This window comes from Arthrobacter sp. P1_D12 (assembly GCF_056406175.1).
Genome location: NZ_JBFUAR010000016.1, coordinates 1 through 13,667 on the forward strand (window position 1 = coordinate 1; position 13,667 = coordinate 13,667).

Annotated in this window: 10 protein-coding genes; 4 read left to right on the forward strand and 6 right to left on the reverse strand. The window is 63.5% G+C overall.

What is annotated here, in order from left to right; translation table 11 throughout:
* Nucleotides 1-621, forward strand: a 621-nt coding sequence (locus AC1DZV_RS13435) for an LGFP repeat-containing protein (RefSeq protein WP_476953891.1), incomplete at its 5' end; no start/stop codon positions are given.
* 471 nt (nucleotides 622-1,092) lie between these two features.
* Nucleotides 1,093-4,227 carry a GH25 family lysozyme gene (locus tag AC1DZV_RS13440; protein ID WP_476953892.1) on the forward strand — a complete coding sequence of 1,045 codons (3,135 nt, stop codon included), beginning with the start codon at nucleotides 1,093-1,095 and terminating at the stop codon, nucleotides 4,225-4,227.
* Between the two features lie 37 nt (nucleotides 4,228-4,264).
* On the opposite strand, the gene AC1DZV_RS13445 is transcribed toward AC1DZV_RS13440, so the two are convergent.
* From AC1DZV_RS13445 to AC1DZV_RS13465, 5 genes are all read right to left on the reverse strand, one after another.
* Nucleotides 4,265-5,713 carry a hypothetical protein gene (locus AC1DZV_RS13445; protein ID WP_476951058.1) on the reverse strand — a complete coding sequence of 483 codons (1,449 nt, stop codon included), beginning with the start codon at nucleotides 5,711-5,713 and terminating at the stop codon, nucleotides 4,265-4,267.
* A gap of 173 nt (nucleotides 5,714-5,886) precedes the next feature.
* A complete protein-coding gene (locus tag AC1DZV_RS13450; RefSeq protein ID WP_476951059.1) occupies nucleotides 5,887-7,032 on the reverse strand; it encodes a glycosyltransferase family protein in 1,146 nt (381 codons plus the stop codon).
* 80 nt (nucleotides 7,033-7,112) lie between these two features.
* Nucleotides 7,113-8,204, reverse strand: coding sequence for an acyltransferase (locus tag AC1DZV_RS13455; protein ID WP_476951060.1), 1,092 nt, complete (start codon nucleotides 8,202-8,204; stop codon nucleotides 7,113-7,115).
* Nucleotides 8,201-8,599, reverse strand: a complete 399-nt coding sequence (locus AC1DZV_RS13460) for a DUF2304 family protein (protein ID WP_476951061.1) — start codon at nucleotides 8,597-8,599, stop codon at nucleotides 8,201-8,203. The genes AC1DZV_RS13455 and AC1DZV_RS13460 overlap by 4 nt, the downstream gene beginning before the upstream one ends.
* A gap of 4 nt (nucleotides 8,600-8,603) precedes the next feature.
* Nucleotides 8,604-9,242, reverse strand: coding sequence for a glycosyltransferase family 2 protein (locus AC1DZV_RS13465; RefSeq protein ID WP_476951062.1), 639 nt, complete (start codon nucleotides 9,240-9,242; stop codon nucleotides 8,604-8,606).
* 161 nt (nucleotides 9,243-9,403) lie between these two features.
* On the opposite strand from AC1DZV_RS13465, the gene AC1DZV_RS13470 reads away from it, so the two are divergent.
* Nucleotides 9,404-11,242, forward strand: a complete 1,839-nt coding sequence (locus tag AC1DZV_RS13470) for an ABC transporter ATP-binding protein (protein ID WP_476951063.1) — start codon at nucleotides 9,404-9,406, stop codon at nucleotides 11,240-11,242.
* Between the two features lie 37 nt (nucleotides 11,243-11,279).
* On the opposite strand, the gene AC1DZV_RS13475 is transcribed toward AC1DZV_RS13470, so the two are convergent.
* Nucleotides 11,280-12,278 carry a glycosyltransferase gene (locus AC1DZV_RS13475; protein ID WP_476953893.1) on the reverse strand — a complete coding sequence of 333 codons (999 nt, stop codon included), beginning with the start codon at nucleotides 12,276-12,278 and terminating at the stop codon, nucleotides 11,280-11,282.
* 142 nt (nucleotides 12,279-12,420) lie between these two features.
* Here AC1DZV_RS13475 and AC1DZV_RS13480 point away from each other — a divergent pair, with 142 nt between their 5' ends.
* On the forward strand, nucleotides 12,421-13,566 hold the full coding sequence (locus AC1DZV_RS13480) for a glycosyltransferase (RefSeq protein WP_476953894.1): 1,146 nt from the start codon (nucleotides 12,421-12,423) through the stop codon (nucleotides 13,564-13,566).
* Nucleotides 13,567-13,667 lie beyond the last annotated feature (101 nt).

Below are 13,667 nucleotides of genomic sequence, written 5' to 3' on the forward strand. Positions count from 1 at the left end.
TACGAAAACGGCAAACTCGGCTACCCAACCAGCAACGAGATCTGCGGCCTGGCCGGCGGCGGCTGCTACCAGCGCTTCAAGGGCGGAACCATCCACTGGTCGCCCGGCACCGGCGCCCACGCCACCTGGGGCGCTATCCGCACAACCTGGGGCACCCTGGGCTACGAAAAAGGCAAACTCGGCTACCCCGTCACGAACGAGATCTGCGGCGTGGCCGGCGGCGGCTGCTACCAGAGCTTCCAGGGCGGCACCATCCACTACACCTCCGGCACCGGCGCCCACGCCACCTGGGGCGCCATCCGCACAACCTGGGGCACCCTGGGCTACGAAAACGGCAAACTCGGCTACCCAACCAGCAACGAGATCTGCGGCCTGGCCGGCGGCGGCTGCTACCAGCGCTTCAAGGGCGGAACCATCCACTGGTCGCCCGGCACCGGCGCCCACGCCACCTGGGGCGCGATCCGCACAACCTGGGGCACCCTGGGCTACGAAAAAGGCAAACTCGGCTACCCCGTCACGAACGAGATCTGCGGCGTGGCCGCCGGCGGCTGCTACCAGCGCTTCCAGGGCGGGACCATTAGCTGGACAGCTGCGCTGGGCACAAAAGTTTCCTTCAAGTGAATCTGCTCCAGTACCAGGCGATCCGCACCGGGCAATGCCGAGCCGCCCACAGAAATCTACATCCCACATGTCACTCTCACAGCAGAGACACCATCGGTCACTCTGGTATCACAGCCGATCCGGTGCTATCGTTTCGGCGTCAAGACCAACGAATTGACGTATCGGCTTCCGATTCGCGGATGACCGGTCATGATGAACTAGGTAGCGTGTTTTGCGGAGCACGTTAGGGCTCCGGAGAGACACATGAAGCCGAACACGACCTTGTCAATACGACCCACTTCGCGGCTCAAGACGGTGGCAGTCGTGGTCGTCACCGCGATATCGGCGCTCGGCCTTCCAGCGCAGGCTTGGCCTCTCGCACCGGAGCCGTCAGCTTCACCAACTGCCCCGGCCCCCGCAACTGCAAGCCCAAAACCCGCAGCCCGCAGTGTGTCGACGACTGAATCCACGCCGCCACCCAGCCCCGTCCCGATGGCAACGACGACGCAGGCAGTAACGGATACCGCTCCGGGAGCCATCGATATGAAGGCGCTCAACGCTGCCATCGGAGCAAACGGCGCGTACATGGGCCAAGGCCTGAAAACGCGGCTGGCCGGCTCCCCCCGGTCCGGCGGTTCTTCAGCCGTTGCGGAGTCCCTGCAGATCGAAAGCACCTGGCAGGCCCCCGGCGTTCAAGGCCTGGACGTGAGCGGCTACCAGCCTACGGTGAATTGGCCGGCGCAGTACTCCATGGGCGCCCGCTTCGCATACGTGAAAGCCTCCGAGGGCCTCAGCTACCGCAGCCCCACTTTTGCAGCCCAGTACTCCGGTTCCCTAAACGCGGGCCTCATGCGCGGCGCCTATCACTTCGCGCTTCCGTCCGTCTCCACCGGCGCCGCGCAGGCGGACTACTTCATCACCAGCGGCGGCGGCTGGAGTCCCGACGGAAAAACCATGCCGCCGCTGCTGGACATCGAATACAACCCGTACAGCACTCTCGGCAACACCTGCTACAACATGAGTGCCGCCGCCATGGTCAGCTGGATTAGGGACTTCTCCAACCGCATACTGGCCCGAACCGGCCGCTTGCCCATGATCTACACCACTGCGGGCTGGTGGTCCCAGTGCACCGGCAACTCGGGGGCCTTCGGGAGCCAACCGCTTCACCTGGCGTCCTACTCGACGTACGTCGGCAACGTGCCGAACGGCTGGGGAACCTACAGCGTCTGGCAGTACAGCAGCACGGGCCCCTTCGCCGGTGACTCGAACGCTTGGAACGGCACTTACGCCAACTTGCAAAAATTCGCCTCCACTGCTGACGGGGTCGTCCTGAAGCCTTCGATCATGTCTACCGGCGACGTCGTGGCCGCTGATGCTGGCGGCGCCCTGTGGGACTACCCGGCCACCGGCACCGGCAGTCTTGGTGCGCGGAAGCAGATCGGCCAAGGGTGGACGGGACTCCGGTCGATCAACGTGATCGACTGGAACGCCGACGGGGTCCTAGACGTGGTAGCTCAATGGACCTCCGGCCGGGTCAATGTCTACCTCGGCGTCGCTAGCGGCGGCTTCTCGGCGGGGCCCGTGCTGGCGGCCTCCGGGTGGGGCGGCTACCAGCTCACCATCGGGTACTGGCTGAGCAGCAGTTACTTCCCTCAGGTCCTGACCCGGGACGACGCCGGCAACCTCGCCATCTGGCGCAACAGTTCCGGAGGAGTCGTGAGCGCCGGCAGCAAGATCGGCGGCGGCTGGAGCAACCTGAATCTGACCATGGTCGACTTTGACGGCGACGGCAACCAGGACATCCTCGCCCAAGACTCTGCCGGGACCATGCGCGAGTATCGTTCCAACGGCTCGGGCTCCTTTGTCGCTGAAACGCGCCCGACTGTCGGAACCTCATGGAACCAGATGACCAGTGTGACAGTGACTTTCTCGTTCAAGGGCTACGCGGCTACCGGCATCATGGCCCGCACCCGTGACGGTTATCTTCGGTACTACCCCGTTCCGGGGAACTCCAGCTGGGGCGCCTCCACGGTCATTGGATCGTCGTGGGGCGGTTTCCTGATCGCCGGCGGCGAAAACATCAACGCTCAGGCCCCCACTCCTCCAAGCTCGCCACCAGCGGGGACCCCTTCCATTAAGGCCGCGTCCGACGTCGTAAGTGCTTACGCCGACGGCAGTCTCTACCGACGCCCGACCGGCGCCGGAGTCCTTGGCAGTCCCATCAAGATTGGAGCAGGCTTCACGGGAATAGCCTCCGTGCATGTTGTCGACTGGAATGCGGACGGCATCCAGGACCTGGCGGTCCAAACCAGCGCGGGTGCGCTCACCCTCCGCACCGGCCTGTCCAGCGGCGGCTTCTCCGGCCCCGCTGTTCTGCTCTCGGGACTGGTCGGTTCTGACGTCACCTTTGGACCATGGCTGAAGAGCTCCAGGTATCCCGGATTGATTGTCCGCCGACCGGACGGCGCCGTGGCGTTTTACAGCCATGCCAGCGGCAGCGCCCTGGGAGCCCCGGTAACCCTCGGTACGACTTTTGCCCGCACGGACGTCACCATGCTGGACGCCGACGGGGACGGCAGCCAGGACCTCCTCGCCGTGGACAACGTCGGTGCGATGACGCTATTGCGCTCCAACGGCTCCGGAACATTCATTAACGAGTCCCGACCTCAGCTCGGCGTCGGGTGGTCCGCTATGAACAGCATCAGTCCGGCCCGTGGCTTCACGGGCACTGGGTCCACGGGCCTGCTGGTCCGTGACGTAACTGGTGCCCTCAGCTATTACCCGCTGGCCAAGGGCGTCCTGGGACCCAAGAAGGGCCTGGCGACGGGATGGAACACGATTTTCATAGCAGGCAGCCCCACCATCATCCGCCAGCAGCCCCTTTCCTCACCGTCCGACATCGTGCGGGTCGACTCCGCGGGCAAGTTGTGGGCACACCCGGCCAGCGGAACCGGCGGCTTCAACACGCCGTACCCAATCGGCACCGGCTGGTCCACCGCTAAGACCCTCAACGTTCTCGACTGGAACAAGGACGGTGTTCCCGATGTGCTGGCCCAGTGGTCCTCGGGTGCCCTGAGCGTATACTTCGGTGCCAAGACCGGCGGATTCACCGGCCCGGTCGTCCTCGCCAGCAGTGGCTTCGCCCAGACGGCTTTCGTCACCGGACGGTGGGTGAAGTCGAGCAGCTATCCGGGGCTCGTCGGCTACGGAACGGACGGCGCCCTGTATTACTGGGCCAATATTTCCGGTCGGGCCCTCAGCGCCCCGGTGAAAATCGGCGTGAGCTGGGGTGGCCTGAAGATCGCCATGACCGACTTCGACGGCGACGGCAACCAGGATCTGCTTGCCGTCAATTCTCTCGGCGCCATGCGGCTCTACCGCTCCAATGGCCAGAGCGGCTTTATCTCCGAGACGCGAACAACCATTGGCTCATCGTGGCAGTACTTCAGGCAGTTCTCCAGCACCTCAGGCTTTGCCGGTGCCGGTTCCAGGGGGATCATGGCACTCCTTGAGAACGGACAGCTCAGCTACTACCCCATAGTCGCGGGGAGCAAGTGGGCCACGCGCACCACAGCAGGAACCGTGCCGTCGTCGACCGTGGTCTCCACTGCGACCTCGGCCTACTGACAGTCGTCCCTGTCGGTCCGGGGCCGCCGGACCACGATCAGCGGCGTACCCATACCTCCATGTTGCTGCTCCGTGTGGTTAGCCTGAATTTTGAACGCAGGACATCATCCATGCGCTTAGTTATCAGGTATCGGGAGTGAGGGGCGCCAATGACGGCAGCGTCCGCCGCCGCCAGCTTCGTCACTTCCCCATTATCAGTCGCGCGAAGAACATCGAGCGCATTGCCCTCCTTTAGCCCGCCCATGATCATTTTTACTCCCGAATAGTCAACTAAAGGAGCGCATCCCCTGGCGACTGAGCGGCTCAGGGAATCAGAAACAATGGACATGTACGCGAAGGGAGCCCAGACGCACTGGTGTTTGGCCACCGCCGCAGCAATCGCAGTCTCGCTGACATCCTGCAGCGGAGCAGGATTTAGCGAAAATCCCGCGATGCCTGCCGGCACCAGAGCGGCCATTCCGAGAACTGCGACTATCCCCGGCCCGGACTGCCCCACCCAGCGGCCGGCACGACGAGCCAGCAAGCCAACGAAGGCTCCCAACGTCAGCGCGACCGCTGGTGCCACAAAATTCGAATAATGGTCAAAGAAGCTGCCGGACGTCAGGAGCGCGGTTGATTGCGCCACGACGAGAAGGGACCAGCACCAGGCATCGTCGCTGGCGAAATACGGCCTGCGATCAACGGCACCCGCCACCCAGGGCGCCAGGACGGCGATGAGTAGCAGCGCTGCCAAAATCCACAGCACAAACGGCGGCACAGGCGAACCCACAAGATATTCAAGCCGTAGCTCAATCCCCTTGCGCACATCCGTGCGTCCTATCTGTGCCAAGACGACGTCCTGGAACATCGCCTGCGGCGCCGCAAGGAGGAACGGGCCGACCACCACCACGGCTACGGAAGCCGTCCCGCCCAAGAACGTCAGCAATTCACGACGGCCGAAGCGCACCGCAACGAAGACTGCCACGACAAGTATCGAAATGACGGCCCAGAGCTTGAAGGTCAGCGCCAGCCCCAGCATGGCCCCGGCCAGAAGGGGCCAGCGCGCCCTGCGGTCACCGTTGTATTTGCGCAGGAACAGTAGGCCAAGGAGGAGACACACGTTCAACAGCGCCGAAAGCATTATCGATCGCTCGGCAATGTTGGCCGCCACCCACACCGCGTAAAGGCCGCCACCGATAAGGCTTGCGGAGGCTCCGCGGGATCTCAGCAGTGATGCGACAATCATCGCGCTGGACGTCCCGATGACTACAAAAAGAATCCGCGCGAGCCCAATCCCCCAGCGATCAGAGGTCATGTCGCCAATCCAGGCAAAAGGCGCCATGAGCACGCTTATGCCCGGGGGATGTACCAGCACAAAATCGCGATACGGGAGCGCCCCGGAAATCAGATACGCGCCGGACGCGTAGTGGACTCCGTCGTCATACCCGCGAAATCCCCCCAAAGTGTTGGAGTTCGTCAGCGGCAGGAGCCGAAACAGAAAAGCCACGAGGCCTACGACGGCCACCGTCCACCAACGTGCGACGACGGACCGCACTGCGTTGCCAGAGTCCAATGAAGGGCACTTCCTCTTGTTCCTGCTGCCGATCAGCAAAGCGCCTCAAGCCTACCGGAGCGCCGCGATCGAGAGCCCCGCCGCGGTCAGTTCTCCTGGAGCAACACTCAGGACACCGCAGAATCGGAGGCAGGCAGCAGGGCGCGGATCGCTGCTTCCCAGATCCCTAGCTGGGTTTCCGCTGCCAGCGGCTTGGCGGCGCGGTCCGCCGCCCGCTTCCACTCCATGATCTGCTCGGGGGTCAACGACCGGATCGTGGTTGCCAGTGCCGTCGGAGAGAAGTCCGGGGTGACGGTGCCAAAACCGTACTGGTTGACGATTTCCACCATCGACGGTGAGGGTCCCACCACCACTCCCAGGCGCGCCTGGACCGCCTCGAAGAACTTATTGGGCAACGCGTTCTCCATATTGAAATTCGTCGGGGGAAGGAACACCAGCGAGACGTCATATTCGCTCAAGGTCTGAACCAGCTCCGCATAAGGCACTGGAGCGCGGAACTTCACCGCGGGCACGTCAGCCGCTACCTGCTTCAGTTCGGCGACGTAATCCGGTTCGTTGGGCATCACGATCATGTCCAACTCAACCCCGGACGGCGCGCTGCGCATTGCCTCAATGAGGTTCTCCAGCTTCCGGTAGCGCTGCCCCGCCGCACTGTGGATCAGCCTAATTGTCCCGCCGACAGGCCGCGGCGTTCCTTCCGCAAAGGGCGCCGCGTTGGTGACCACATCCGCCGCGACCCCGAAGTCCCGGGTGTACTGCGCCGCGATGCCAGGGGCGACCGTAGTGAGGGAGCGGGCCCGGGACAGGTACGTGCGGCAGAGCCACCGCATGTACGGTGCGACGAACAGACGCCACTTGAGGTCGTCGTCCTTTTCCTTGGGCGCAAACTCATGGAGATCGGAATGGACACCGTATTTCGGTTCCAGTTCCAAGGCCAACGGCAGCGTGTTCAGGTCATTGGCAAGGATGACATCAACGCGAACGCCGGCCAGCAGCTTCCGCGCCTGCTGGACCGCCGACATTTGGTCGTAGGCGCGCCGGTAGCGGCGGCCCAGCAGCCCGATCCTGTCCGAAGGCCAGCCAATAGCGTCGGCCGACAAGGCGAGGTGTTCATCCACGCCATCCGGCGCGGCCCCGTAGCCGCACGTGATGAGGTGATACTTGCCGCTGAAGAGACCCACCTGTTTGAGCACGCGCGGGTCAGACCGGATCGGCGAGAAGGAAATGATGAGAAGTCGGGGCAAGGCAGTCATGCCTCCATCATTCCAGACCGCGAGGCCAACCTTCACGCCAGGATGGGTCCCGCCGGCGCCGCGGGCGTGAATGTCTGCCGCTAAAAAATGTTCCGCAGGAACGGAGTCCGCCCTGCAAGGACAGAGACGGAAAAGCTTACGGTGAGGGTAGCCGCGAAGCTTGCGATGGCCGCCGCGATGGACTTGCCGTCGAAGACCGCCGGGACGTTGAGCCTGATGACCTCGAAGACCAGCAGGTGGATGAGGAATACGCCGAAGGAAGCTCCGGAGAGGGTGACCAGCATCCGGCCGGTCGCGGGTGCAGGGGTGACGCGGCTGAAAATGGACTTGGCCGAGAGGAATACCGCAATGGCCAACATCATGACGGTCAGCGAGAGGTAGCTGACCGGCGAGACCACGCTCAGCAACCCTGCCTGCCCCGGGTGTCCGTACTGCCACAGAACCAGTCCCGCCAAACCAAGTGCGGCCGCGACGGCGGCGACAAGGGACAGTCCGCTGAGCTTGACGTCCCTCAGCGCGCGGCCAGCCACGAAATAGCCGACGTATGGCAGCCAGTGAGTGAAGATGTTCAGGCTGATCGGTCTGGCGAAGCCCAGCGCCGCTGCGATTCCAGGAGCCATATAGGCCAGCGCGGTGGCGGCCAACAGCACGACCGCAAGGGTCTGGGCCCGCCGAGGGCCGCCGTCCTGCAGGAACACCGTGATGAGCGGAGCAACCATGTAAAGGCCCAGAATCAGCCAAAGGAAATACAGCTGGGTGAAGACGGAGCCGTCAAAGAGCAGCTGGACCACCCTGGCCGGCGCCAGCTCTTCCCCGCGCATCAGCCAGCGGACTCCAACCAGATAGATCAAGTGCCACACGATAAGTGCCGGCAGCAGCCGCACCGCCCGCTTGCGGTAAAAGGATCGTGGCGCCAGGACCCTGTTTTGGGGCGCCAGCAGGAGTGCGCCCGAGATCATCACGAAAACCGGAACCACCCAGATGAAGGGGATATCCAAGGTTGCCCCCAGCCACCAGTTGCGTGACCCGCGCTCGGAGTGCCCAACAACGTACCCGAAGAGGTGGATCGCGACGACGCCGCAAATACTGAGAATTCGCAGGATGTCCAGTGAATAGTCGCGAAGCGAAGCGACGTCGGTGCTACCTTCCGGGCGTGACCTGAGAACCGTCACTCGGTCTCCCGCATCCGTTCCGAGAACAAGGTCGAAGTGGTCTGCGGCGCATCCTTAAGCCAGGGGCGGGGGGTTTCGTCAATGGCGATCCGCCGGGAAAGTTGGGTGAGCGTTGTCTCCATGTGCCGGAAGCGCTGGTAGGTTGTGGCCATGAAAACCATGAAGCTGACGATCAGCCCGTAGAGGACAAGATCTGTGCCGCGGCCAATGCCCAGGGAACGGGCGAGCATGGTCAGCAGTTCCGGGAAGAAAATCGACAACGCCGCCACCACTGCGAAAATCACCAGCATGATCCGGCGGATGGCGAGGTGCCGGGCATTTGAACCGCCCCGCATGAGCGCCAGGGAGACGACGATGACGGCCAGGACGAGGACTATTTGGACTATGATCTGCAATTTCTCACCTAAACAGAAGGTCAGCGATGATGTTGACGGAGTTCAGCAAGGACTGGCCTTTTGCCTTTGAGTAATCGGTGTAGATGATCTCCACGGGGTGTTCCACCCAGCGCGGCTTGATCTCGGACACCTGGTGGATCAACTCCGAGGCGTGCGCCATCCTGTTCTGTGTGAGGTGGATCTTGCGGGCGACGTTCGGCCCAATGGCGCGCAACCCATTGTGGGCGTCGGTCAGCGCCATTCCGGTCGCCAGCCGGGACTGGACCGCAGCGGTCCGCAGCACCAGACGCTTTGCCGGGGAAAGTTTCGTCCGGCCGTCCAAGAACCGTGAGCCCAGAACCAGGTCGGCTTCGCCTGTCCGCACACGGTCAGCCATTGCTTTGGCGTCCTCAACCCGGTGTTGACCATCGGCGTCGAACGTTACGATGCAGTCAAGTTCAGGATCCTGGAGCGCATACTCGAAGCCTGTCTGAAGTGCCGCCCCCTGGCCCAAGTTGACCGGGTGTTGGACGACCACAGCGCCAGCTTTCCTGGCCACATCCTGCGAGCCGTCGCTGCTTCCGTCGTCGACGCACACGACATTCGGAAATTCTTGGCGGATTCCGTCGATCACCCCGCCAACGACGGAGGCCTCGTTGTACATAGGTATGACTATCCAAGTGCGACTCACCCATCAAGTATTCCACAGTCATCACCGTCGATTTGGGCCGCTGGGCGTTCATCCGTCCGGCGCCGGCAAAAGGGGCCCAGACAGCACCCCGCGTAGTATGGAAAGGATTCTTCCCCGCCGCTTTGGAGTACTCCTTGAAACAACTGCGCCGCACGATGCGCGAGCTGCTGCCTCTTCTCCCCGACAATGCGAGGCGCTTCCTCACCCTCTTTGGCGTGCTCTCGGCCGTTCTTTCGCTCCTCGACTCGGCGGCGCTGGGCGTCTTTGCTTTGGTATTGAACCAGATTCTCAAGGGCGGGACGATGACACTGCCTGTTATTGGAACGGTCACTCAGGAGACGAGTCTCTTGATCCTCGTCTCCTCGGCCATGGTCATGATCCTGAAGTCCGTGCTCAGCATCTGGCTTCAATGGGTGTCCACCCGCCGGTTTGCCGACTACGAACTTGAGATTGGCTCCATTCTGTTCCAGAGCTACATCCGTGCTCCGTGGACGGAACGGATGAAGCGGTCCACCACTGAGCTCGTCCGGATGATCGACGTCGGAATCGCCAACACCGTATCGGGTGTGCTGTTCCCGGCTGTCACGCTGCCGGCCCAGGCGCTGACTTTCGCATCGGTGCTCGTGGTGCTGGTCGCTGCATCCTGGCAGACCGCTTTGTCCACTGTCCTTTATCTCGGGATCATCGCGGCGTTCCTTTACTTGTGGCTCTCAAAGAAGTCTTATGAGGCAGGAAAGGTCAACCGCGACGCCGCGCAGCGCATGTCCACTCTGGTGTCTGAAATGCTCGGGGCACTCAAGGAAATCACCCTCCGCGACAAGGCGGAAGAAGTAGGCGGCATCGTCCTGCACAGCCGGGAACGTGCGGCCCGTTCACGGTCGAACATCAGGTTCATCAGTTCGGTCCCCAAGTTCGTGATCGACATGGCCCTGATCGGCGGCTTCCTGCTGATTGGTGCGGTGGGCTACATGATTGGCGGCATAGAAACTGCGATGTCATCTGTCGCGATCTTCGGTCTGGCGGGCTTCAAGCTGGTGCCGGCACTGACCACGGTCCAAGGTCAGATAACCCTGATCCAGTCGACTCTTCCCTACACCGAGATCGTGATGCGAGATATCAAGGAAGCGGCCGTCTTCCGGGAGAACGCCGAGAAGTTGGGCAAGACCCCCATCACCAACGAGCCGAAAATGCTCGAACTGAAGGACGTTGAATTCACCTATCCGGGGGCAGAGGGGCCGGCGGTCACCAATATCAGCCTCAGGCTGCCCATCGGCTCGTCAGTGGGAATCGTGGGGCAATCGGGTGCTGGCAAGTCCACCCTCATCGACATCTTCCTGGGCTTGTTGACCCCATCGAAAGGCACCATGACCCTCGACGGCGTGCCGCTCGAGGACGTGCTTTCCGATTGGCGCAAGCGTGTGGGCTATGTGCCCCAGGATGTAGCGATCTTCGACGGCACCGTCGCCCAGAATGTGGCCCTGAGCTGGGGCGGCGACATTGACGAGGCCAAAGTCCGAAGCGCGCTGGAACGCGCCCAGCTCCTCGACACCGTCAATACCCGCGCGGGTGGAATCAATGGCCGGGTCGGCGAGCGGGGGCTGGCCCTGTCAGGCGGACAACGCCAGCGCCTGGGCATTGCCCGTGCCCTGTACATGGATCCCCTGGTCCTGGTGCTCGACGAGGCTACCAGTGCGCTGGACACGTCCACTGAGGCTGCAGTCGCTAATGCAATTAGCGAACTGCACGGGGAGATCACCGTAATCTCCGTGGCTCACCGTCTCTCCACGATCCGGCACAACGACCAGATCTGCTTCATGAAGGACGGCACTATCGTTTCGCAGGGGATTTTCGACGAGGTCATCCGCATCAATCCGGACTTCGCCCAGCAGGCTGCTCTCGCGGGCCTTCACACTCTTGACGGCGGCGCCCCCGCCGCAGGTGAGGCGGCGCGCCCGGAGGCACGCGCGCTGTAGGCGGCCCGGTCGCCTCCGGGAATCGCCGGCCAGTCCCCTACCGGCCGGCGATTCTCCGGTAGAGATCCTCCAGGCGGTCCACGTACGCCGCCGCGTCATATCTGGGCAGGGCCCAGGTGGACCCGCCCAGCGTACGCGCGGCAGCCGGTGGGTCCTTGAGCGCCTCGAGGACCTGTGCCACCACATCGTCCTCCGTTCCCTCCAGAACCGGGGGCGTCGAGCCGTCGTCCGGCCGCGCCAGGCGCGCCCCGACGGCGGCGAGCGGCACGCCCATGCACAGGGCCTCGAACTCGCTGGTGGCGAAATTGTTGGTCGCCTGACCGACGCAGACATGGGCCCCGGACATAACGCGGTGGTATTCCTCTTGCGACATGCGCTCCAGCAACGTCACGCCCGCCTCAGCCGCCCGCCCCGCCCCCGGCCCCCAGTTCAGTCCGAGAATTCGCACTTCCGGAGCGACCGCGCGCCGAAGCCGGCGAGCCAGGCTCAACTGCCGCTCCACCCCCTTGTCCTCGTCCCAGCGCGAGACAAAGAGAATGGTCGGCCGGGCGTCCGGCCGCCAGGCCGGGAGACTGGCTGCGTCAACCAATGCAGGCAGAAATTCGGCATCGGGGCGTGCCGCCAACGCGTTTTCGGCGGTGTCATTGTTCGCGTAAAAGACGTGCACGGCGCCGTCGATAGCCCGCTGGATCTCATCGTGGAAGGCAGGATCGGTCCACTGTTTGCGAATGTCGGTTCCATGCAACGTCAGGGCGTATGGACGCCTCGGCATACCCCGTTCCCGGAGCAACCGCGCACTGGTGGCGTAGTGGACATGGACGACGTCCGCCTGCCAGAGCTTTGCGGCCCTACGGGCGAGAAACGGGACAAAGCCCGCCCGGGCCAGGACCGGGTTTGCCGGCGCAGGCGTCAGGGGACGCACAAGTTCGGGCGGCAAATAGTCCCACTTCTTACCTGCCCGGCCGGCCGCCCGGACCATAGTCCGGGCCACGAAAGCGCAATCGTTGAATTGAAGTACATGAGGATCGGCCCTCATCCCTGCCGCCTTGTCCCGACGGCTCCCGGGGGACGGCGCATGCAAGATCTGAGCCGGCGCCGATGAATCCCGAGTTTCGTTTTGCACCCAGTAAGGTTATCGCGGGACTCCCCAAATAACCTCGTTCAGGAGTGCTTAGTCCATGCGCCAAAGCATCGAAGTCGTCATCCCGATCCATGATCCAGCGCGGCCGATAACGCGTGCAATAGCGTCCGTCACTGGGCAGCGCTCCGCGCTGGCCACCCGCGGCGTCGACTTGAACGTGACGGTCGTGCTCCACAACCTTCCGGCGGACGGCCTGACTCAGCCCGGATTTCCTTCCGGTGTCGCCGGTGTCACCTATCTCGCCCACACCGACGGCGTGGCGTCACCGGCCGGCCCCCGCAACTACGCCCTGGCCCGCAGCAGTGCGACCTACATGAGCTTCCTCGACTCGGACGACTATCTGGAACCCGGGTCGCTGCTGTCGTGGTGGCAAGTGGCCGAGAAGCGTGCCGCCGCTGCAGTGATCGCACCGTTACGGACCCCGTCGGGCAACATTCTTCAGTCCCCACGAATTCGACCGTCAAAGCCCAGGATCCTTCACCCCCTCCGGGACGGGCTGGCGTACCGCAGCGTGCCCTACGGCCTGCTACGCCGAGAGAGCCTGCTCGCACTGGGGTTCGGCTACACCGAGGGTATCCTTACCGGCGAAGACATTGAGCCGACGCTGCGGCTGTGGTTCCGTTCCGGTGCCATTTGCTATCCGTACGGCGCGCCCGCGTACCGCCAGACGGATGATTCGGGTCCGGCCCGCGTGACCAGCTCAATCCGGCCGCTAAGACAGGAGTTCGCGTGGCTGGAACACCTGCTTGATACGGACTGGCTGCAGGGGGCATCGACGCCGGAAAGGCGCGCCATCGCGCACAAGATCCTGAGGGTGCACGGCATCGGGGCCCTGCTCAGGCGCGCTGACGCCCCAGACTCCCCCGGCCGGCCCCCGCTGTGGGATCCCGACGAAAGACTCTACTGGCGCGCCGTGGCCGACAGGGTCCTGGCGTTTGCCGGCGGTTCCATTCCAAGTATCAGCCGTCGTGACGTCGCCCTCATCAAGGCCGCGGGCGCGGCCGGTGAGCTTCGGCAGTTGCGCGCGCTGGCGGCAGATTACCGGAGCTCCGGACGCAGGGGGGCATTGCTTACACCACGGCTGCAGGACTCCCTGTCCCGCGATTCAACGCTCCGCCACTACTTCAGCGAGAGACTGCGTGCCGCGACTGGCGTTTTCACAGCACCGGTCTCCGCACTCTGATAACGGAACCCGCGCCATCGGGGCCGTTGCTGGAGGATCACCGGCGCAAGGTCACCAGTCTCGCTTGCTAGACTCGAGTCGATAATTCGGACGAGCAGGAG